Annotated in this window: 18 protein-coding genes and 1 pseudogene; 9 read left to right on the top strand and 10 right to left on the bottom strand. The window is 70.9% G+C overall.

The genetic code is table 11. The annotated features are described in order from the left end of the window. Positions 1–45: 45 nt before the first annotated feature. Complete coding sequence (locus ACWFR3_RS19630) at positions 46–1,593, bottom strand: MFS transporter (protein ID WP_453735868.1); 1,548 nt, start codon at positions 1,591–1,593, stop codon at positions 46–48. Positions 1,594–1,689: 96 nt separating this feature from the next. Here ACWFR3_RS19630 and ACWFR3_RS19635 point away from each other — a divergent pair, with 96 nt between their 5' ends. Further along, the gene (locus ACWFR3_RS19635) at positions 1,690–2,286 is read left to right on the top strand and encodes a TetR/AcrR family transcriptional regulator (RefSeq protein WP_453735869.1); all 597 of its coding nucleotides are present in this window, start codon (positions 1,690–1,692) and stop codon (positions 2,284–2,286) included. A 6-nt stretch (positions 2,287–2,292) separates the two neighbouring features. Here ACWFR3_RS19635 and ACWFR3_RS19640 read toward each other — a convergent pair whose 3' ends face one another. Next, positions 2,293–3,462, bottom strand: a complete 1,170-nt coding sequence (locus tag ACWFR3_RS19640) for a PucR family transcriptional regulator (protein ID WP_453735870.1) — start codon at positions 3,460–3,462, stop codon at positions 2,293–2,295. A 180-nt stretch (positions 3,463–3,642) separates the two neighbouring features. Here ACWFR3_RS19640 and ACWFR3_RS19645 point away from each other — a divergent pair, with 180 nt between their 5' ends. Together ACWFR3_RS19645 and pruA are read left to right on the top strand one after the other, a co-directional pair. Further along, complete coding sequence (locus ACWFR3_RS19645; protein ID WP_453735871.1) at positions 3,643–4,569, top strand: proline dehydrogenase family protein; 927 nt, start codon at positions 3,643–3,645, stop codon at positions 4,567–4,569. Between the two features lie 41 nt (positions 4,570–4,610). After that, a complete protein-coding gene (gene pruA / locus ACWFR3_RS19650) occupies positions 4,611–6,242 on the top strand; it encodes an L-glutamate gamma-semialdehyde dehydrogenase (RefSeq protein ID WP_453735872.1) in 1,632 nt (543 codons plus the stop codon). A gap of 79 nt (positions 6,243–6,321) precedes the next feature. Here pruA and ACWFR3_RS19655 read toward each other — a convergent pair whose 3' ends face one another. Next, positions 6,322–6,696, bottom strand: a complete 375-nt coding sequence (locus ACWFR3_RS19655; RefSeq protein ID WP_453735873.1) for a MerR family transcriptional regulator — start codon at positions 6,694–6,696, stop codon at positions 6,322–6,324. A gap of 74 nt (positions 6,697–6,770) precedes the next feature. Between ACWFR3_RS19655 and ACWFR3_RS19660 the strand changes: the two genes are divergently transcribed. Continuing rightward, positions 6,771–7,928: an alkene reductase gene (locus tag ACWFR3_RS19660; protein ID WP_453735874.1), complete on the top strand. Its 1,158-nt coding sequence runs from the start codon at positions 6,771–6,773 to the stop codon at positions 7,926–7,928. Here the strand turns inward: ACWFR3_RS19660 and ACWFR3_RS19665 are convergent. From ACWFR3_RS19665 to ACWFR3_RS19680, 4 genes and pseudogenes are all read right to left on the bottom strand, one after another. Further along, positions 7,907–8,618, bottom strand: a pseudogene (locus ACWFR3_RS19665) (nitroreductase family protein). The gene ACWFR3_RS19660 and the pseudogene ACWFR3_RS19665 sit on opposite strands and share 22 nt — an antisense overlap. 19 nt (positions 8,619–8,637) lie before the next feature. Then, positions 8,638–9,861, bottom strand: coding sequence for a lysophospholipid acyltransferase family protein (locus ACWFR3_RS19670; RefSeq protein WP_453735875.1), 1,224 nt, complete (start codon positions 9,859–9,861; stop codon positions 8,638–8,640). A gap of 20 nt (positions 9,862–9,881) precedes the next feature. After that, positions 9,882–10,733: a phosphatidate cytidylyltransferase gene (locus ACWFR3_RS19675; protein ID WP_453735876.1), complete on the bottom strand. Its 852-nt coding sequence runs from the start codon at positions 10,731–10,733 to the stop codon at positions 9,882–9,884. Next, on the bottom strand, positions 10,730–11,341 hold the full coding sequence (locus ACWFR3_RS19680; protein WP_453735877.1) for a CDP-alcohol phosphatidyltransferase family protein: 612 nt from the start codon (positions 11,339–11,341) through the stop codon (positions 10,730–10,732). The genes ACWFR3_RS19675 and ACWFR3_RS19680 overlap by 4 nt, the downstream gene beginning before the upstream one ends. On the opposite strand from ACWFR3_RS19680, the gene ACWFR3_RS19685 reads away from it, so the two are divergent. Beyond that, positions 11,340–11,945, top strand: coding sequence for a GNAT family N-acetyltransferase (locus ACWFR3_RS19685; protein WP_453735878.1), 606 nt, complete (start codon positions 11,340–11,342; stop codon positions 11,943–11,945). The genes ACWFR3_RS19680 and ACWFR3_RS19685 overlap by 2 nt on opposite strands. 18 nt (positions 11,946–11,963) lie before the next feature. On the opposite strand, the gene ACWFR3_RS19690 is transcribed toward ACWFR3_RS19685, so the two are convergent. Next, positions 11,964–12,968, bottom strand: coding sequence for an NADP-dependent oxidoreductase (locus tag ACWFR3_RS19690; RefSeq protein ID WP_453735879.1), 1,005 nt, complete (start codon positions 12,966–12,968; stop codon positions 11,964–11,966). Between the two features lie 101 nt (positions 12,969–13,069). Between ACWFR3_RS19690 and ACWFR3_RS19695 the strand changes: the two genes are divergently transcribed. Both ACWFR3_RS19695 and ACWFR3_RS19700 read left to right on the top strand, forming a co-directional pair. Further along, positions 13,070–14,011, top strand: coding sequence for a LysR family transcriptional regulator (locus ACWFR3_RS19695; RefSeq protein ID WP_453735880.1), 942 nt, complete (start codon positions 13,070–13,072; stop codon positions 14,009–14,011). Positions 14,012–14,200: 189 nt separating this feature from the next. Then, the gene (locus ACWFR3_RS19700; protein WP_361194286.1) at positions 14,201–14,329 is read left to right on the top strand and encodes a hypothetical protein; all 129 of its coding nucleotides are present in this window, start codon (positions 14,201–14,203) and stop codon (positions 14,327–14,329) included. On the opposite strand, the gene ACWFR3_RS19705 is transcribed toward ACWFR3_RS19700, so the two are convergent. Continuing rightward, positions 14,323–15,915 carry a purple acid phosphatase family protein gene (locus tag ACWFR3_RS19705; RefSeq protein WP_453735881.1) on the bottom strand — a complete coding sequence of 531 codons (1,593 nt, stop codon included), beginning with the start codon at positions 15,913–15,915 and terminating at the stop codon, positions 14,323–14,325. The two genes, ACWFR3_RS19700 and ACWFR3_RS19705, sit on opposite strands and share 7 nt — an antisense overlap. A gap of 150 nt (positions 15,916–16,065) precedes the next feature. On the opposite strand from ACWFR3_RS19705, the gene ACWFR3_RS19710 reads away from it, so the two are divergent. Together ACWFR3_RS19710 and ACWFR3_RS19715 are read left to right on the top strand one after the other, a co-directional pair. Further along, positions 16,066–17,106 carry a 3-isopropylmalate dehydrogenase gene (locus ACWFR3_RS19710; protein WP_453735882.1) on the top strand — a complete coding sequence of 347 codons (1,041 nt, stop codon included), beginning with the start codon at positions 16,066–16,068 and terminating at the stop codon, positions 17,104–17,106. Between the two features lie 245 nt (positions 17,107–17,351). Next, complete coding sequence (locus ACWFR3_RS19715; protein WP_453735883.1) at positions 17,352–18,449, top strand: branched-chain amino acid aminotransferase; 1,098 nt, start codon at positions 17,352–17,354, stop codon at positions 18,447–18,449. A 180-nt stretch (positions 18,450–18,629) separates the two neighbouring features. On the opposite strand, the gene ACWFR3_RS19720 is transcribed toward ACWFR3_RS19715, so the two are convergent. After that, on the bottom strand, positions 18,630–20,063 hold the full coding sequence (locus ACWFR3_RS19720) for a cytosine permease (RefSeq protein WP_453735884.1): 1,434 nt from the start codon (positions 20,061–20,063) through the stop codon (positions 18,630–18,632). Positions 20,064–20,072 lie beyond the last annotated feature (9 nt).

Below are 20,072 nucleotides of genomic sequence, written 5' to 3' on the forward strand. Positions count from 1 at the left end.
GGCTGGATCTCTCCAGCCCGTCCGGCGTTTTTGTATCTCCAGGTCTCAGGCGGCCAAGGTCTTCTCCGGCTCGGGTGCCGCAGGCTCGATCCGCCGCAGCGTCGCCGCCGACAGCGCCGCCGCGAGCAGCAGCACCACCGCCCCGGCGAGCGCCGCGACATGCATGCCGCTGGTGAAAGCCTCGCGCGCCGCGTCGGCCAGTGCGGAGGCCGCCCTGTCCGGCAGGTGTCCGGCCACCGCGAGCGCGCCGCCGAGTGTCTCGTGGGCCTCGGCAGGGGCCGCGTCCGGGATCTCGTTGCGGTAGACCGCGTTGCCGATGGAGCCGAGCAGTGCCATGCCGAGGGCGCCGCCGAACTCCTGGCCCGTCTCCAGGAGCGAGGAGGCGGAGCCCGCCTTCTCCGCCGGGGCCGAGCCGAGGGCCAGGTCGGTCAGTTGCGAGCCGATGATCACGGCACCGCAGGCCAGGAGGCCGGCGGCGGCAAGGACCGTCCACAACGAGTCCGTGCCGGTCAGCATCAGCAGGCCGTAACCGCACGCCGAGACGAGGAAGCCGCAGGAGACGACGTAGGCACGGTTCATTCCCCGCTGCACCAGAGCCGTGGCGGCCGGGGCGGCGAAGCCGATGAGGACCGAGGGGAGCAGCGCCCACAGGGCGGCCTCCATGGCGCTCTTGCCGAGGACGGACTGCAAGTACTGCGTGGTGAAGTAGGCCGAACCCATCATCGACAGCGAGGAGATGAGGTTCAGGAGGACGGCGGGGGCGAAGCCGCGGCCACGGAACAGCGCCGGGGAGATCAGCGGTGACCGTGTGGTGCGCTGGCGGTGCACGAAGAGGGCGGTGAAGACGAGTCCGGCGGCGAGCGAGGCGGCGTAGGCGGGTTCGAGGCCCTCGGCGGCGATCTCCTTGAGGCCGTAGACGACGGGCAGTACGGCGGCCATGGACAGCGGCACGCTCAGCAGGTCGAAGCGGCCCGGCTCCGGGTCCCTGGACTCCGGGATGAGGACCGGCGCGAGGAGCAGAAGCAGCACCATCGCGGGCAGGTTGACCAGGAAGACCGAGCCCCACCAGAAGTGCTCGACGAGGATGCCGCTCATCACCGAGCCGAGCGCGACGCCGGCCACCATCACGCCGGACCAGATGCCGATGGCCTTCGCGCGCTGTCCGGCGTCGCGGAACATCGTGCGGACGAGGGCCATCGTGGACGGCATCAGGGTCGCGCCGCCGATGCCGAGGACCGCGCGGGCCGCGATGAGGAGTTCGGCGCTGCCCGCGTAGGCGGCGGTCAGGGAGGCAGCGCCGAAGGCGAGGGCGCCGAACATGAGCAGCTTGCGGCGGCCTATGCGGTCGCCGAGCGAGCCCATCGTCATCAGCAGGCCCGCGAGCACGAACGCGTAGATGTCGAAGATCCACAGCTGCTGGGTGCCGCTGGGCTCCAGGTCGGCGCTGATCGCGGGGACCGCGAAGTAGAGGACCGAGACGTCCATCGAGACCAGCAGCAGCGGCAGCATCAGGACGGCGAGGGCGGTCCACTCCTTGCGGCCCGCGCGCTCCGGGACCGCCGAATTCGCTTGTTCGTGCGTCGAGTTCATCATGAGCAGGACTGTACGAGCGTCTTAAACGCTTGTCTAGTACGCCTGTATAATACGTTCGTATGGGACGCCCGTATGGATCGGGGGTACGCTGGCCGTATGGGACATCGTGAGGATCTGCTCGAAGGCGCCAAGCGCTGCCTGCTGGAGAAGGGCTTCGTGCGGACGACCGCGCGCGACATCGTGAAGGAGTCGGGCACGAACCTGGCGTCCATCGGCTATCACTACGGCTCGAAGGACGCCCTGTTGGTGGAGGCGTTCGTCGCCCTCGTCGACAAGGCGGGCGACAGCTTCGGCGAAGCGCCCGCCGGTAAGGGCGAGGCCAGGGACGGCTCACTGGAGCGGTTCGAGGAGGTCTGGTCGAACATCCTGCGCGACTTCCCCGCCTCCCGCTCCATCTGGATGCTGACCTTCGAGGTCATCACGCAGGGCGAGCGTCTCGCCGGTGTCCGTGAGCTCTTGGTCAAGGCGCAGCGCGAGGGGCGCAGCGGGCTCGCCGCGCTGTTCACCGGGATCGAGGAGAGCGTCATCCCGGACGACGTGGTGGAGAGCGAGGGCCGCTTCTACACGACGCTGCTCAACGGCCTGATGGTGCAGTGGCTCTTCGATCCGGAGTCGGCGACCACCGCCGAGCAGCTCACCGAGGGCATGAGGCGCGCGATGGGGCGCGCCGACGGGGGCTCCGCCGGGGCCTGATGCGGCCTACAGCCGTGACGCCTTCAGGAGCATGTGGAGCAGCAGCCGGTCCTCGCCGTCGTCCAGGTCGAGGCCCGTGAGCTGCTCCACGCGGGAGAGGCGGTAGTACAGCGTCTGGCGGTGGATGCCCAACTCCGCCGCCGCGCGGCCCGCCTGTCCCGCGCAGTCCAGGAACACCTCGGCGGTGCGGGCCAGTTCGCGGTGGGCGGGGGAGAGCAGGGCGCGGGCCGCCGGGTCCTCGGCGGCCTCCGGGGGGAGCGACGTGAGCAGGCGGTAGGGGCCGACCTCCGACCACTGGGCCACCGGGGCGAAGCGTGGTTCGGCGCGGGCCGCGCGGGCCGCCGTGGAAGCCTCCCACCAGGCGGTGGCGAGGTCGTCCAGGCCGTGCCGGGCGCTCGCGATGCCCGCCGCCGCGTCCTTCGCCGTCTCCAGGAGCCGGGTCGCCGCCGACACCGCCGGGGTGTGCACGTCCGCCGAGCGCAGCCTGACCAGGACCGCGAGGCTCTGGCCCGCCGTGCCCCACGGCACCGTGCACAGCGCCGTCGCCCCCTGCACCGTACGGACCGAAGGGGCGGAGTCCGGGTCGGCGGAGGGCCAAGGGGCGACGCAGACCACCGCGTGCAGGCCCTCGCCGCGCGGGCCGAGCGCCGTACGCAGGTCGGCCACGGCCATGTCCCGCTGCCAGCCGCGCTCGGCGGTCAGCACGGCACGGAACTCGCGGGTCAGATCGGCGCCGGCCTGCACCTCGTCCGCGAGCAGCGCGCCGATGCGGGCGGCGACCTCCATGGCGGCGGTGAGCTGGGCTTCCGTGGGCCCCGGATCGTCGTCGAGCAGCCATACGTAACCCAGGGCGAACCCTCGATGCCGTACGGGAAGGCAGATCCGGCCGCGGTGGACGCCCGCCTCCGGGGTGGGCGGAATGCGGATCGGGGCCGTCGCCCGGGTGATGCCGAAGCTCTCGAACCAGGTGCGGACCTCCGCCGTGGAGCGGCGCGTGAGGATCGAGCGGGTGCGCACCGGGTCGAGAGCCGTCGCGTCGAAGTCGGTGTCCCCGCCGCTGTCGTGCGCACCGAAGGCGATCAGCTCGAAATCGCGGTTCTCCAGCGTCGCCGGAGCCCCGAGCAGGGCTGAGATCTCGTCCACGAGTTCCTGGTAATCACCTTTCACGCTGTCCATTCTGGCCTAGTTCCGTCCCACCTTCAGACAGATGTCTGAGATCCAGGGCACGGATGCGTGACAGGTGTCGATGGCACCGGATCGGCGGGATCCTTAAGTTTCACGGTGGTTCTCCGTGCCGTACCGGCTTGTTACGCATATCCAGGTACGGCCCCCTATCTACTCCCCGTGGAGGTGCCCGTGCTGGGTCCCGTGATCCTCGCCGCGTCGCGCAGCGACCAGATGCGCCGATTCGTTTCTGCGGCCCCGGGCACCAAGCAGGTCGTCAGCCGCTTCATCGCCGGTGAGACCGTGGACCAGGTCGTGCCGATCATCACGGACGCCGCCGACAAGGGCCTAGAGGTCACCCTCGACGTCGTCGGCGAGGACATCACCACGCCCGAGCAGGCCGCCGCCGCGCGCGACGCCTACCTGGAGCTCGTCGAGCGCCTCAAGGACCTGGGTCTTGGCACCAAGGCCGAGATGTCCGTCAAGCTCTCCATGTTCGGCCAGGCCCTGGAGGGCGGCCACGAGCTGGCCCTCGCCAACGTCCGCCCGGTCGTCATCGCGGCCGCCGCGATCGGCACCACGGTCACCCTGGACGCCGAGGACCACACCACCCTCGACTCGATGTTCGCCATCCACGAGGAGCTGCGGAAGGACTTCCCGCAGACCGGCTGTGTCATCCAGTCCTACCTCTTCCGCACCGAGGACGACGCCCGCCGCCTGGCCGCCGCCGGCAGCCGCGTACGCATCGTGAAGGGCGCCTACAAGGAGCCCGCCGAGGTCGCGTACCAGGACAAGACGGAGATCGACAAGGCGTACGTCCGGATCATGCGCATCCTCATGGAGGGCGACGGATACCCGATGATCGGGTCCCACGACCCGCGCCTGATCTCCATCGCACAGGAGCTCGGACGGCGCGCCGGGCGCAAACTGGACGAGTACGAATTCCAGATGCTGTACGGCATCCGCAGCGACGAGCACCTGCGGCTCGCGGCCGAAGGCCACCGGATGCGGGTGTACACCGCCTACGGCACCGACTGGTACGGATACTTCATGCGCCGCCTCGCGGAGAAGCCGGCCAACCTGCTCTTCTTCGCCCGCTCCATCCTCACCAAGGGCTGAGCTCCCTTTCCCCCGACCCCCCTTAAGGAGATACGGAACTCATGGACGCCGTCACCCAGGTCCCCGCGCCGGTCAACGAGCCGGTGCACGGCTACGCACCCGGTTCCCCGGAGCGTGCCCGCCTCGAGACGAAGCTCAAGGAGCTCTCCGAGAACCCCATCGAGCTGCCGATGACCATCGGCGGCGTCAAGCGCCTCGGTGGCGGTGAGCCCTTCAAGGTCGTGCAGCCGCACAACCACCAGGCCGTCATCGGCAACGGCCGCGGCGCCACCAAGCAGGACGCACAGGACGCCGTCGACGCCGCACTCGCCGCCGCCCCGGCGTGGCGCGCGATGTCCTTCGACGACCGCGCCGCGATCATTCTGCGCGCCGCCGAGCTGCTCTCCACGACGTGGCGCGAGACGCTCGCCGCCTCGACGATGCTGGGTCAGTCGAAGACCGCCCAGCAGGCCGAGATCGACACTCCCTGTGAGCTCGTCGACTTCTGGCGCTTCAACGTCAAGTACGCCCGTGACCTGCTCGCCGAGCAGCCCCCGGCGAACTCGACCGGCGTCTGGAACCGCCTGGACCACCGCCCGCTCGAGGGCTTCGTCTACGCGATCACGCCGTTCAACTTCACCGCCATCGCGGGCAACCTCCCCACCGCCCCGGCCCTGATGGGCAACGTGGTCGTGTGGAAGCCGTCCCCGACGCAGACGCACGCCGCCGTGCTGCTCATGCAGCTCCTGGAGGAGGCGGGCCTGCCCAAGGGCGTCATCAACCTGGTGACCGGCGACGGCATCGCCGTCTCCGAGGTGGCCCTGACCCACCGTGACCTGGCGGGCATCCACTTCACCGGCTCGACCCCGACCTTCCAGCACCTGTGGAAGACGGTCGGCGAGAACATCGCCAACTACCGCACGTACCCGCGCCTCGTCGGCGAGACCGGCGGCAAGGACTTCGTCGTCGCGCACCCGAGCGCGGACCGCGCCGTCCTCAAGACCGCGCTGACCCGTGGTTCCTTCGAGTTCCAGGGCCAGAAGTGCAGCGCCTCGTCGCGTGCGTACGTCCCCGCCTCGATCTGGAACTCCGGCTTCAAGGAGGAGTTCGCGGCCGAGGTCGACGGCATCAAGATGGGTGACGTCACCGATCTGTCGAACTTCATCGGCGCCGTCATCGACGAGCGCGCGTTCGCCAAGAACAAGGCGGCGATCGACCGTGCGGCGTCCGACCCGACCTGCACGATCGTCGCGGGCGGCACGTACGACGACTCGGTGGGCTACTTCGTGCGTCCGACTGTCGTCGAGTGCACCGACCCGTCGAACGAGGTCTTCACGACGGAGTACTTCGGTCCGTTCCTCGCGATCCACGTCTACGAGGACGACAAGTACGAGGAGATGCTGACCCAGATGGAGTCGGCGTCGGACTACGCGCTGACCGGGTCGGTCATCGCGGGTGACCGTGCTGCGGCGGCGTACACGATGGAGAAGCTCCGCTATGCCGCGGGCAACTTCTACATCAACGACAAGTCGACCGGTGCTGTCGTCGGGCAGCAGCCCTTCGGCGGCGGTCGTGCCTCCGGTACGAACGACAAGGCCGGTGCGCCGCAGAACCTGCAGCGTTGGACGCTGACCCGGGCCATCAAGGAGACGCTGGTGTCTCCGACGGAGTACTCGTACCCGCACATGGGCTAGCCCCTCCGGGCCTCGCGCCCCCTCTGTACCCCGCCCCCGACCTGGGCCCCACCCCGGTCGGGGGCGGTGTTGCTTTCCCTCAGCTGCCCGCCGGTGCCGGCCCCGATGCCGCGGAGATCACCTCGTCCAGTACCTCCCTGGCCCGCAGCAGCTCCTCCACCATTCCGTCGATCCGGGCCCGTTCCACCGACAGCTCCTCCACCAGCCACGGCGTGGCCTTCTCCGAGGGGCCGCCGTCCTTGTCCCGCATGCAGGGGAGCAGCTGCACGATCTTCGCGCTGCACAGGCCCGCCGCGAACAGCTCCTGGATGTGCACGACGCGGTCGACCGCCGCCTCCGGGTAGTCGCGGTGGCCGCCCGGCGTGCGGTCCGCGTACAGCAGGCCCTGCTTCTCGTAATAGCGCAGGGAGCGCTCGCTCACCGCCGTACGCTTTGCCAGCTCGCCGATCCTCATGTCACGCGTACCTCCGCACCTGAAGTACCTCCGCACTTGAATCTGACACCGGTGTCAGCTTCTACCGTTCCGGCATGACGAACACTTCGCTTCTCGCACCGTATTCCGCAAGCCGCCTGGGCCACCTCCCCAACCGGATCGTCATGGCCCCCATGAGCCGCCACCGCGCGACGGAGGACGGCACGCCGCTGCCCGTCGTCGCCGACCACTACGCCCAGCGCGCCTCCGCGGGACTCATCGTCACCGAGGGCATCTGGCCCAGCAGCCGGGGCCAGAGCGGCTGGAGATTCCCGGGTCTTGAGACCGCCGCGCACATCGAGGGATGGCAGCGCGTCACCGATGCCGTGCACGCCGCCGGTGGCCGGATCTACGCCCAGCTGATGCACGGCGGCCGGCACGGGCACCCGCTGTCCCGGATCGATCAGGACATCCCCGCGGCGCCGTCCGCCGTGCTCGTCGACCCGAGCCGCGTCCACGTGCGCGACGGCGGCAAGGCCGACCCGGTCACCCCGCGCGAGATGAGCCCCGACGACATTCGCACGGCGGTCCAGGACTTCGCCGACGCCGCGCGCAACGCCATCGCCGCAGGCTTCGACGGAGTCGAACTGCACGGCGCCAACAGCTACTTGATCCACCAGTTCCTCGCGGACAACTCCAACCTCCGCACCGACGCCTACGGCCGCGGTTCGATCGCCGACCGCATCCGCTTCGCCGTCGAAGTGACCCGCGCTGTCGCCGACGCCATCGGCGCCGAGCGCCTCGGCCTGCGCCTCTCGCCGGGCAACCCGCAGTTCGGGATGGTCGAGACCGACCCCGGTCCCGTCTACCGCGCCCTGCTCGACGAGATCGACGGCCTCGGGCTCGCCTACCTCCACCTCACCGACAACGACAGCTACCCCGCCCTCACCGACCTGCGCCCCCACTGGCACGGCACCCTCATCGGCAACGTCGGCGAGAACGGCGACCCGACGACGCGGGAAGCGGGCGAGGCCGTACTCGCCGAAGGGCTTGCGGATCTCGTCTCGTACGGGCGCGCCTTCATCTCCAACCCCGACCTGCCGGAGCGGTTCGCGGCAGGCGCGCCGCTCCAGGAGATCAACGCGGCGCACCTCTACACCCACGGCGCCGAGGGGTACACCGACTACCCCTCCATGGAGCACGCGTCGGAGCACGGGACGGAGCAGGGGACGGAGCGTGAGCTGGTTTCCGCTCAGACCTCCACCAGGACCTGATCCAGCGACTTCCGTACGAGGTCGGGGACCCGGCAGTCCGCCGCCGGATACCCCACGGGGATCACCGCGAAAGCCTTCTCGTTCTCGGGGCGGCCGAGCACCTGGCCCAGGAACCGCATCGGGCTCGGCGTGTGGATCAGCGCGGCGAGGCCCGACAGGTGCAGCGCGGACAGCAGCATCCCCACCGCGATGCCGACCGACTCGTCGACGTAGTAGTGCTTGTGCTTCGTGCCGTCCTCGCCCAGCCAGTAGCGCTGCTGGAAGACGACGACGAGCGCGGGCGCGTCCGTCAGATGCGGCTTCACCTCGTCCGTGCCAAGCGGACGCAGCGCCGCCAGCCACTCCTCGCCGAGGCGTCCGTCGTACGAGATCTGCTCCTCGTGCTCGGCCGCCTCGCGGATCAGGCGGCGTATCTCCGGGTCCTGGACGAGGACGAACGTCCACGGCTGCTGGTGCGCGCCGGACGGAGCCGTCGCCGCGCAGGCGATGGCGTCCCGCACGACCTGCGGGGGCACGGGGTCGGGGGCGAACTGCCGTACCGTACGCCGCTCCTGCATACGTGTCCTCAACTCGGCGGCGTGCGCGAGGGATTCGGTCTGCGGCATGCGCTCGGTCGGGGCGGTAGGGAACGGAGCGGTACGGCTCGCCGTGAATGGGGGTCCAGGGCCGTTCTGCGGTCTCGTCAGCCATGTGCACGAGTGTGCCCCGGTCAGCTCCATCCCGTCACGATCAATGAGAGGCCGATCGCGAATCCGCCGCCGAGCAGGGCCAGATACAGGACGTAGAACCGTCGCAGCCGGTGTACGAGGAAGCCGAAGGCCCCGAAGGCGAGGCCCACCGTGAGGGTGCGGGAGCCGCGGGAGAGTGCTGATTGGGCCAGCCAGTCCTGCGGCGCGATGTCGGCGCGGCCCGCCTCGCGTGCGTACACCTTGAAGGGGATGCCGTTCCAGGGCTGGTGGCGTACGGCTGTCGCGCCTTCGGCGGCGAGTTCGGCGCGTACTTCCGCGCGCATCCGGTCCGTCGTCAGGGGGTGCGGCAACTGGGCGCCGGCAGAGGCCAGTTGGAGTGCGAGCAGGCTGCCTGCGAGACTGCCCGCGAGGGCGGTGACCGACAGCTTCAGGGCCCGGCGCGGGACCGCCACGCACGCGATCGCCAGGAACAGCTCCGGCATCAGGGGCCAGCTCAGCGCCTCCGCGAAGGCCCAGGCGAAGGCCGCCGCCAGACCCCAGCGGGAGCTGATGACAGCGGCGATCCGCTTGCGCGTGACGGAGTCCCTGAGCGGCTCCCGCTCCGTACGGCGGTGCAGCCCGGCCACCGCGTCACGCGCCTCCTCCGGTGTGACGTCCGGGGACAGCGGGGTTCCGATGCGGACCCTGACCAGGGTGGGGCGGAGTTTGCCGTGCTTGGGCAGGAGGCGGGCGGTGCCGTCGATGGCGACCGGGACGACGGGCACGTCCGCCTGCCTGGCGAGGACGAGCGCGCCCTTGTGGAAGGTGCCAAGTTCGCCCGCCCGTGCGCGGGTGCCCTCGGGGAAGAGGACGACGGCTCCGCCCGCGCGGAGGGTGTCCGCCCTGGACAGCAGGTCGTCCATGCCGCCTCCCGTACGGCGCACGGGGAAGCCCGCGGCCAGGCGGCTGCAGATCCGCCTGCGCCAGGGGGAGGCGAACCAGTAGTCCGCGGCCGCGCCGATCGCGGGCGCGTGGCGGGCGTCCAGTGCGGCGAGGAGGGCCGCGGTGTCCGCGTGCGACGAGTGGTTCGCCACGACCACGCAGCCGCCGCGCGGCAGTTGACCGCGTCGCTCCACCCCGCCGGTGAGGGTGAGGAGGGTCCACCAGAGGGCGTGGCGGAGGACCGCGCCCAGCTTCGGGCGCCGTCGCTCACCGGCTCCGCCGAGTTCGTCCTCGAACGCCGGACGGGCTGGATCTGTCGTCACCCGCATCCTCGTACGGACCCTCACAGCGTCACCACCATCGTCAGCAACAGCGCGACCAGCAGCGAATCGATCCGGTCGAGGAGACCGCCGAACCCCGGCAGCCAGCTCCCCGCGTCCTTCACGCCCGCCTCGCGCTTGACCATCGACTCCAGGAGATCCCCCAGTACGCAGCCGACGAGCACCGCGCCCCACAGCAGCAGGGAGAACGCGCCGACCGCGGCCAGCGCGCCGGCGGTCGCGGCGGCGGCGCCCGCGACTCCGGCCCAGGTCTTGTTGGGGGAGAGGGGCGAGAGCGGCCGGGACAGGAGACCCCTGCGGCCGAGCGCCGTGCCCCCGCACCACGCCCCGACGTCCCCGAACGCCACCGCGACGCCCACCGCCACGGCCGTGTCGCCGAGCAGTACGAGACCGCTGAGGGAGACCGGGATCCAGAGCAGCCCGAAGACCGTCCGGCTCGCCCGCGTGAAGCCCTGCGCGGCGTCCCCGGAGAAGAGGGCCACACCGGCGGCGGCGATCAGCAGCGCGCCCGCCGTCCGCAGATCGAGGGCGTCGGGCGCGGCCCAGGCGATGCCCGGCACCGCCACCGCGGCCACCCCGAGCACCGCCTGCTCGCCCCGCGGCAACCCCGCCATCCGGGCGTACTCGCCCACGGCGATCACTCCGAGCCCGGCAGCGAGCGCGAACGCCCCGGCCCGGCCCAGGAAGAACGCCCCGAGGAAGAGCGGCGCGGCCAGCGCCCAGGTCCGCCACCGCTTGCGCAGCTCGGCGCGCATCCGTATCCGCGAGGGCAGCGCGGCGACGGCCACTCCACCGGCGCCGAGCACTCCGGCGACCACGGGCAAGGCCCGCCCGGCGACGAACGCGGCGCTCATCGCTCGCCCCGCACATCGCCGGCGGCCGGTGCGGAAGTGCCCAACTGCCGCCACAGGCGCCCGAATCGCAGCACCGCCGTAAGGACCGACCCCGCGGCGATCACCGCGAGCACCGGCACGGCCCACCCGGAAGCCGCCGCGAGGACGACCAGGGCGCAGCGCTCCGTCTTGCCGACCGGGCCCCCGTTCAGGCGGGGCGCGCCCGCCGCCGCGCCCGCGAGCGACATCCACGAAGGCAGTGTCGCCGCGAGGCCCGCCGTCACCACCAGCCACAGCGGGGCCAAGGTGAGGAAGCCCGCCAGCATGGCCAGGTCGGCGGCCCGGTCGCCCAGTTCGTTCAGGAGCGCGCCGCGGCGGGTCGTGCGGCCCGTGTCGCGGGCCAGCGCGCCGTCGAGGTTGGCGAAGGCGAGCCGGGCGGCAAGGAGCACGGCCACGGGGAGCGCCGCGACCGGCACCGGCAGCCAGGCGAGCGCCGCCGCCGCGCCCGCGGCGCAGAGCACACCCGCCGCGGTGAGGGTGTCGGGCGACACCTCGCGACGGGCGAGCGCGCCGCGTACGCCGGACAACCGGTCCGCGTACCAGGGCTTGAGAGCGTAGAGGCCGTTCATGGCACCGACTCTGCCGCCGCCGGGACGCGGGCAAATCGGGGTGCGTACTCAGATATGGCCTGAGTACGGTAGATGGGTGACGACGTTGCGTACGGCCCATACCTGCGATCTCGACCCCGCCGAACTCCGCGCGGCCCGCGCTCTGATGGACGAGGCGTTCGACGGCGACTTCAGCGATCAGGACTGGGACCACGGCCTCGGCGGGATGCACGCCCTCGTGCACGACGACTCCGGTCTGCTCCTCGCGCACGGCTCCGTGATCCAGCGGAGGCTGCTGCACAACGGCCGTTCGCTGCGCATCGGTTACGTGGAAGCGGTCGCCGTCCGCCCCGACCGGCAGCGGCAGGGCCTGGGCGGGCAGGTGATGGGCGCGCTGGAGCGGGTGATCGACCGGGCGTACGCGCTCGGCGCCCTCTCCGCGTCGGACGAGGGGCAGCGGCTCTACCTCGGGCGCGGCTGGCAGGAGTGGAAGGGCGCGGTCGGCACCGTCGGCCCCCGGGGCGTGGTCCACATGCCCGAGGAGGAGCCCCCGCTGCTCTGGGGCGCCGACCTCGACCCGGTGCACGAACTCCTCATCGACTGGCGCGACGGGGACGTCTTCTAGTCCACCGCTGATCCACCGCTAGTCCGACGCTCCCGCCGCCCGCACGATGATCTTGCCCAGGTTCTCGCCCCGCAGCATCCCCAGGAACGCGTCCACGATGCTGCCGAAGCCGTCCACCACGGTCTCGTCGAGGCCGATGCGTCCGCTCTGCAGATGCGGCACCACGAACGCGTTCAACTCCTCCTGCACCTGGTAGTGGTTGCGCACGAGGAAGCCCTCCATGCGCAGGCTCTTCTCGACGATGTCGGGGAGGTTGCGCAGGGCGTACGGCGTGCCGGTGCTGTTGTACTGCGCGATCGTGCCGATGCGGACGATCCGCCCGTACTCGCGGAGCGAGGCGATCGCGGCTTCGAGGTGCTCGCCGCCGACGTTGTCCATGTAGAGGTCGATCCCGTCGGGCGCGGCCTTCGCCAGCAGCTCGGCCGTGGGGCCCGTGTGGTAGTCGAAGACCTCGTCGTAGCCGACGTGTTCCGTCAGGTACGCCGCCTTGGCCGCCGTACCCGCGCTGCCGACGAGCCGCCCCGCGCCCATGAGGCGGGCGAGCCGCCCGGTGGCCGTGCCCACGCCGCCGGCCGCAGCCGAGACGAACAGGTCCTGTCCCTCGCGGAGTTCGGCGATGCGGGTGAGACCGACGTAGGCGGTGAGGCCCGTGCCGCCGAGGATGCTCAGGTGCGCGGAGAGTGGTACGCCGTCGAAGCGGGGGACGGCGCGTGCCTCGTCCGGGGTGACGACGGTGTGGGTGCGCCAGCCCTGCCGGTGGAAGACGATCTCGCCCTCGCGGAGCGCGGGGTCGCGGGACTCCACGACCCGGCCCAGGGTGCGGCCCTCCAGGGGAGCGTCGAGCGCGAAGTCCCCGTCCATCATTTCGCGGTGGTAGGGGTCGACCGACCAGTAGAGGTTCTCCACCAGGGCGGTGCCGGGGGCGGGTTCGGGCAGCGGGGACTCGACGAAGGCGAAGTGGTCGGGGGTGGGGAAGCCGTGGGGGCGGGCGGTCTGGTGCACGGTGAGCGCGGTCTCGGTCATGGCGGTGACCGTACGGAGGAATGCGGGGGCCGGGGAGAGGGTTGCGCTCATGCAACGGCACGGACCATGAAGAGCCCTCATAGAAGCAGGTGGGACCCCTGATGACAGCAGCTCAAGCCGCTACCCCGGTTTCCACCGCGTCCGCCGCCACCGACCTGGCGCCCCACGAGTTGCGCATCCTCGTCGCCGTCGACCGCGAGCGCGGGTTCTCGGCGGCGGCCAAGGCGCTCGGGCTCACCCAGTCCGCGGTCTCGCACTCCATACGCGGGACGGAGCGCAAAGTCGGAGCGGTGCTCTTCGAGCGGGGCCGCAAGGGCGCGACGCCGACCGCGGCCGGCGCCTCCGCCACCGCCCACGCCCGGCGCGTGCTGCGGCTCCTGGACGCGCTGGCCGCCGAGGCCCGGGGCGCGGAGCGCGGCATGGTCGCGGGAGTGCTGCGCATCGCCGCTTTCCGCAGCGTGGCCCTGTATCTGCTGCCGCCCGTCCTGGAGCGGCTCACCGCCCGCCATCCCGGCATCGAGCCGGAGGTGCGCGTCGTCCGTGAGTTGGGCGCGGGCACCGCGGGGGAAGTCGCCGAGGGGCGTGCGGACATCGGCATCGCGACGATCGGGGCGACCTCGCCCCTGCCCGCCGGGCTCATCGGGGACGTACTGATCGAGGAGCCGTACTCGCTGGTGCACCCGGCCGGGCATCCCGATCCGCGCTCCCTGCCGCTGGTGGACTGGCACGAGAACTGCGGCTCCTACACCCGGACGTGGTGGGCGGGGCAGGACTGGATCCCGAAGGCGACCGTCCTGACCGAGGACGACGGAGCGGTGCTCTCGATGGTGAGCAGGGGTCTCGGCATGGCGATCATGCCCGGGCTCTCGCTGAACGGAGCACCGCACGGAATCGAGATCACTGATCTCGGTCCGGAGCGCCCGACACGGTCCGTGGGCTACGTCACCACCCCTGAGCTGGCCTCCACGCTCGCCGTACGCGCTCTCATCCGCGAGCTCAGAGCCGCCGGAGGAGGGGCCGGGAACGAAGGCCGTCTCAGATAGTAGGAAGTCCGAGTAATTGTGGAGACAGACGCTCCGTCCTCGCTTAGCTTTGTAGGAGCCGAACGTATCGCTCGACCAAGCGAATGGCGGTCGTGAGCCGGAGCCCCGTGCAGGCAACCCCTGCTGCTCCCCGCTCGCCGCCTCTCCGGCGTCTCGAAATACCCCCTTCCCTCAAGGAGTGGATCCCCCATGGCCGAGACGACCGCACGCCGAGTCCGCCACGCCTCCCGTACCAGTGATTCCGAGCGCAGGAAGGCCGCCGCAGCCCTCCAGCGCGCCCTCGACCGCAGGGACAACGGCGGCGAGACGGGTCACTGAGCCCCGCGCACCACCACGAAGTGGTCCACGCGCTCACCGCTCTCGGCGAGCGCGGAAACCGACAGTCTCGGGTGCGCGCCGGCCGTCACCTCCACCGCGAGGAACGAGAAGCCGGTGTACCGCACCCGTGACCACTCCACGGTGTCCGGATCGGGCTCACGCGACTTGGTCCAGTGGAACGACGGGATCGAATCCCTGTCGTCGACATGGCCCTCGTAGCTGTCCTTCACGCCCGCCGGAAAGTCGTAGAGGTCCTTGCCCGCGCCGCCCGCGGTGACGTACACGATGCCGTCGCGCGTCGGATCGGTCGACGCGCCGACCGGCACGGGCTTGCCGACCTCGCCGCCCTTGATCGCGTCGGTGCGCTCGTAGACGTGGTTGTGACCGTTGACGACCAGGTCCACCTGGTGCTTGGTGAACAGGTCGAGCCACGCGTCGCGCACCCCGCCGTCCGACGCGTGCCTCGCCGTCGAGTACATGCAGTGGTGGAAGAAGACCACCACGAAGTCGACGGACCGGTCCGCGCGCAACTCGCCGAGGCGCTTGTCCAGCCAGGCGGTCTGCTTGCCGTCCGTGTAGCCCTTGTTGGCGGGGATCTCGTACGAGACGTCGTTCGCGTCGAGCGCGACGACGCCCACATTGCCGTACGTGAACGAATAGACGCCCGGCGCGTTCTTCGGGTCGAACCCGCTCGTAGGGAGCGACCAGCGGGCGGACTGGCCGCCGTAGCCGTTCGGCGAGTACCACGCCTCCATGTCGTGATTGCCGGTCGTCACCATCCACGGGACCGACTTCGCCACGGACTCCGTCTGCGCGAGGAAGGTGTCCCACACGCGCGCGTCGTACGTGTCCGACTCCTTGCCGTGCCCAGTGGTGTCGGCGTAACAGATGTCGCCCGCGTGCAGGTGGAAGGACGGGTTCTGGCCCAGGATCAACTGGTCGTTGGCGAGGGCGTGATAGCTCACGCCCTGGTCGCCGAAGGCCGTGAAGACGAAGTTCTCCGCCTGTGCCGGTGCCGTGCGGAAGGAGCCGATCGTCGCCATCCGCTCGGGCGATGCCGGGTCGAAGCCGTCGTGTCCGACGCCGTAGTAGTACGTCGTGCCCGGCCGCAGGCCGTCGAGCGCCGCGTGCAGGTAGTACTGCTCGACCGCGGGCAGCTTCTTGGACAGGGACGGGGTGTGCAGGTCCCGCACTTCCGCCTCGATCTTCCGGCTCAGTTCCCAGGGCTTCAACCCGACCCGCAGATAAGGGGACTTGACCGCGAACGGCACCTGCCAGGAGACCCGCATCTGCGTCTTCGGGTCGGCGCCGAAGGCCAGATGCCGGGCGAAGGGCGCCACCAGCTTGCCGTCGACCCGGACGGGCGCGCGCGGCGCCGGGAGCGGGCTCGACGCCGATGCGGCCTCGCCGCGGGCGCTGCCCGAACTGCCGGTGAGCAGGCCGATGCCGCCGACCGTGCCGGCGGTGGCGAACGAACCGGCCAGGACTCTGCGGCGCGAAAGCTTCCCGCGGAGATACTCGTGCTGCTCCGGCATGCTCATCCTCGCCGCGAGCTGCTCCGGGATGCCGACATCGGGGGTGTCCATGCAAGGGAACTTCCCCGTAACCGACAACTACCACCGGGCCTGCGGGTAAAGGCAGGGTGGCCATGTGATGACCCACCCGTGGCGTGACCAGGAGTGTCCGCATGCCGGACTGTGTGTGTCATCCCGTGGGACGAAGCGTAGGCTGCCGTCATGTCTCGCAGCATCAATCTCGCAGTGATCCCCGGTGATGGAATCGGCCCGGAAGTCGTGGCCCAGGGGCTCAAGGTCCTCAATGCCGTCCTCCCGCAGGATGTGAAGCTGGAGACCAAGGAGTTCGACTTCGGCGCCAAGCGCTACCACGCCTCTGGTGAGACCCTCACGGACGCGGACGCCGAGGCCCTCAAGCAGTACAACGCGATCCTCCTCGGCGCGATCGGCGACCCCTCGGTCCCGTCCGGCGTCCTGGAGCGCGGCTTCCTGCTGAAGCTTCGCTTCCTCTTCGACCACCACGTCAACCTGCGGCCCTCGAAGCTGCTCCCGGGCGTCTCGACCCCCCTCAAGGGCCAGCCCGAGATCGACTTCATCGTCGTACGCGAAGGCACCGAGGGTCCGTACACGGGCAACGGCGGCTCGATCCGCACCGGTACCCCGCACGAGGTGGCCACCGAGGTCTCCGTCAACACCGCCTTCGGCGTGGAGCGCGTGGTCCGTGACGCCTTCGCCCGTGCGCAGGCCCGCCCGCGCAAGAAGCTGACGCTGGTCCACAAGAACAACGTCCTGGCGTACGCCGGACACCTCTGGACGAACGTCTTCAACAAGGTGGCGAAGGAGTTCCCCGACGTCACCACCGACTACATCCACGTGGACGCGGCGACGATCTACCTCGTCACCGACCCCGCGCGGTTCGACGTGATCGTCACCGACAACCTCTTCGGCGACATCATCACCGACCTCGCCGCCGCCGTCTCCGGCGGCATCGGCGTCGCGGCCTCCGGCAACATCAACCCGAGCCGCGAGTTCCCGTCGATGTTCGAGCCCGTGCACGGCTCGGCGCCGGACATCGCAGGACAGGGCAAGGCCGACCCGTCGGCCACTGTCCTGTCCGTCGCGCTGCTCCTGCGCCACCTCGGCTACGAGGACGAGGCCGCGCGCATCGAGGCCGCCGTCTCCGCCGACCTCGCGGAGCGCGGTGACACCGTCCGCACCACCGAGCAGATCGGCGACGCGCTCGCCGTACGAGTAGCTGGCTGACCCGGCAGCTCATCCTTTTGACACAGAAGCCGCCGGGTCCGGTTGACCACCCGGCGGCTTCTCGTATGCGGCTCCGGGTGCCACCATCGACCCCCGGGCCGCATTCATGCTGTTTCTTCCTCGGCGCCACGCGAGCGATAATCGAACGTGGGGCCGCGGAATGCAGGGTTACTCGGACGTCCTAGTACGAGAAGTACAGGCGTGAGCGCGGTCCGTCACCATCACACCGTGAAGGACTAGTACTCATGACGACGACGCCGACACCCACGATCGAGCTCAAGCCCACCTCGTCCCCGCTGTCGAAGGCGGAGCGCGAGGCGATCCTGGCCAACCCCGGGTTCGGTCGCCACTTCACCGATCACATGGTGACGATCAAGTGGACGGAGGGCCGCGGCTGGCACGACGGCCAGCTCACGCCGTACGGCCCGCTCTCCCTCGACCCGGCGACCAACGTCCTGCACTACGCGCAGGAGATCTTCGAGGGCCTCAAGGCCTACCGCCGCCCCGACGGCTCGGTGGCCTCCTTCCGCCCCGAGGCCAACGCGGAGCGCTTCCAGCGGTCGGCACGGCGGCTCGCCATGCCGGAGCTGCCGGTCGAGACGTTCATCGAGGCGTGCGACGCGCTGGTGAAGGCCGACAAGGCGTGGGTTCCGGCACACGGCGGCGAGGAGTCGCTGTACCTGCGGCCGTTCATGATCGCCAGTGAGGTCGGGCTCGGCGTGAAGCCGGCCAACGAGTACCTCTTCATCGTCATCGCCTCGCCCGCGGGCGCGTACTTCCCCGGTGGCGTCAAGCCCGTCTCGATCTGGCTGTCGGAGGACCGCGTGCGCGCCGTGCCCGGCGGCGTCGGCGACGCCAAGACCGGCGGCAACTACGCGGCGTCCCTGCTCGCGCAGGCCGAGGCCGCGGAGAAGGGTTGCGACCAGGTCGCCTACCTGGACGCCGTGGAGCACAAGTGGGTCGAGGAGCTCGGCGGCATGAACCTGTACTTCGTGTACGGGGACAAGATCGTCACGCCGACCCTGACGGGCTCGCTGCTTGCCGGGATCACCCGTGACTCGCTGCTCACGGTCGCCCGTGACCTGGGCTACGAGTCGGAGGAGGCGCGCGTCTCGATCGACCAGTGGCAGGCGGACACCGCCGAGGGCACCCTGACGGAGGTCTTCGCCTGCGGCACGGCCGCGGTGATCACCCCCGTGGGCACGGTCAAGTGCCGCTCGGGCGAGTGGACCCAGAGCGGCGGCGAGCCGGGCCCGGTCACGATGAAGCTGCGCGAGGCGCTGCTCGACGTCCAGCGGGGCACGGCGGAGGACCGGCACGGCTGGATGCATGACCTCGGCTGAGGGCTTACGCGCAGGGAGGCCGGCCCGGAGGCGAACCCTCCGGGCCGGCCTTTGTCCGCCGGTCGATGCGGGGCAATCGGATGGGTGGGCGGGAAAGCCTGTTCGGTCAGGGGAACGCGGGGCGCGATGGGACCCTCGCCATCCATCGACGTGCTGCGGAGCGGTACCTGCAGGAGCTGATCACGGCGCCGGCACGCTGACCGCCGGTCCGTCGGAGTCCGCCGCGGGCTCCGGCACCCGCCCCCGCTCCAGGATCACGTACGCCAGACCACCCACCACCCCCGACAGCAGGAAGCTGCAGTCCACTCCGCCGGTCAGGGAGAGCAGCGGCCCCTCGTAGGAGGGGAGCGAGACCGCCGCGAGGCCGACCGCCGCGCCCAGCGCCCAGCTCACCGTCGCCGGGATGTTCCAGCCCCCGCGGTACCAGTAGACCCCGCCCCGGGAACGGCGGTTGAAGACCTGGAGCGCCTCCGCGTCGTAGCCGCCCCCGCAGCGCGCGAAGCCGACCAGGGTGATCACCGCCCACGGTGTGCCGATCGCCGTCAGGAGCAGCACGAAGGACGTCATCGCGTCCTGCGCCTGCCACGCGTAGTGGCCCACGAACACGCACCCCGTGGCCACCACCGCCACCGTGTACGTCGCCCGCGCCCGCGAGGCACGCGGCAGGATCGCGTCCAGGTCGAGGCCCATCGAGTACAGCATCAGGCCCGCGTTGCCGACCGAGCCCGCGGAGGCGGCGAGCAGGAGCGGGACCAGGTACCAGGCGGGGGACGCCGAGACCAGCGGGCCCGCGTAGTCGAGCGCAGCGCCCGCCGCGTACGCCGTGAACGTACCGAAGAGCTGCGGCACGAGAAGGCCCGCGAGGAGGCCGACCCAGGAAGCCCGCAGCACCGTGCGCGAGGTGTGCCGGGCGGGGGAGACGTAGCGCGTGTAGTCGCCCAGGAGCGTGATGAACGCGATCGGGCCGCTCAGGCCCGCCGCCACCAGGGCCAGGAGCCAGGTCGGCCAGAAGGAGCCGAGGAGGTAGCCGCCGGTCTCGGGAAGCGCCGACGTCGTGAAGTCGGGGGCGTAGGCGACCACCCCGAGGACGAGGAGCGCCGTCATGCCGACCGCGAGCACCCGCGAAAGACGCAGCAGCACCCGGTAGCCGTACACCGCGCCCGTCACCGTGGCCGCGGCGAGCAGCGCGTAAACGATCCCGTACGAGAGTCCGCCCGCCGGGAGCCCGATCAGGCGGTGCAGGACGCCCACCATCACGTCGCCGCCGATCCAGATGGTCAGCGCGGTGTAGCCGAGGGAGAGGAGGAGCCCGACGATCGAGCCGACCAGGCGGCCCCGCACGCCGAACTGGGCCCCGGAGGAGGTGGAGAGGTTCGTGCCCGTGCGGAGCGAGACCAGGGCGAGCGGCGCCGTGAGGGCCGTGCCGATCACCGTGCCCGCCACCACGGAGGTGACCGACGCCCACCAGCCGAGGCCGAACGACACCGGCAGCCAGCCGAAGACGATCACCCCGAGAGAGAGGTTGGAGCCGAGCAGGATCGAGATGAGATCGCGGGGACCGCTGGTGCGTTCCCCGTCCGGGATGGTGTCGACTCCGCGCTGTTCTATCGGCATGAGGGTGCC

Source organism: Streptomyces sp. NPDC055189, from assembly GCF_053606765.1.

Coding starts and splice junctions, on each gene's coding strand:
- ACWFR3_RS19675 (WP_453735876.1), bottom strand. CDS start 10,733: ATGAGCGCCGCGTTCGTCGCCGGGCGGGCCTTGCCCGTGGTCGCCGGA.
- ACWFR3_RS19685 (WP_453735878.1), top strand. CDS start 11,340: ATGGCACCGACTCTGCCGCCGCCGGGACGCGGGCAAATCGGGGTGCGT.
- ACWFR3_RS19660 (WP_453735874.1), top strand. CDS start 6,771: ATGACGAACACTTCGCTTCTCGCACCGTATTCCGCAAGCCGCCTGGGC.
- ACWFR3_RS19695 (WP_453735880.1), top strand. CDS start 13,070: ATGACAGCAGCTCAAGCCGCTACCCCGGTTTCCACCGCGTCCGCCGCC.
- ACWFR3_RS19720 (WP_453735884.1), bottom strand. CDS start 20,063: ATGCCGATAGAACAGCGCGGAGTCGACACCATCCCGGACGGGGAACGC.
- ACWFR3_RS19640 (WP_453735870.1), bottom strand. CDS start 3,462: ATGGACAGCGTGAAAGGTGATTACCAGGAACTCGTGGACGAGATCTCA.
- ACWFR3_RS19690 (WP_453735879.1), bottom strand. CDS start 12,968: ATGACCGAGACCGCGCTCACCGTGCACCAGACCGCCCGCCCCCACGGC.
- pruA (WP_453735872.1), top strand. CDS start 4,611: ATGGACGCCGTCACCCAGGTCCCCGCGCCGGTCAACGAGCCGGTGCAC.
- ACWFR3_RS19680 (WP_453735877.1), bottom strand. CDS start 11,341: ATGAACGGCCTCTACGCTCTCAAGCCCTGGTACGCGGACCGGTTGTCC.
- ACWFR3_RS19630 (WP_453735868.1), bottom strand. CDS start 1,593: ATGATGAACTCGACGCACGAACAAGCGAATTCGGCGGTCCCGGAGCGC.
- ACWFR3_RS19655 (WP_453735873.1), bottom strand. CDS start 6,696: ATGAGGATCGGCGAGCTGGCAAAGCGTACGGCGGTGAGCGAGCGCTCC.
- ACWFR3_RS19705 (WP_453735881.1), bottom strand. CDS start 15,915: ATGGACACCCCCGATGTCGGCATCCCGGAGCAGCTCGCGGCGAGGATG.
- ACWFR3_RS19635 (WP_453735869.1), top strand. CDS start 1,690: ATGGGACATCGTGAGGATCTGCTCGAAGGCGCCAAGCGCTGCCTGCTG.
- ACWFR3_RS19715 (WP_453735883.1), top strand. CDS start 17,352: ATGACGACGACGCCGACACCCACGATCGAGCTCAAGCCCACCTCGTCC.
- ACWFR3_RS19700 (WP_361194286.1), top strand. CDS start 14,201: ATGGCCGAGACGACCGCACGCCGAGTCCGCCACGCCTCCCGTACCAGT.
- ACWFR3_RS19710 (WP_453735882.1), top strand. CDS start 16,066: ATGTCTCGCAGCATCAATCTCGCAGTGATCCCCGGTGATGGAATCGGC.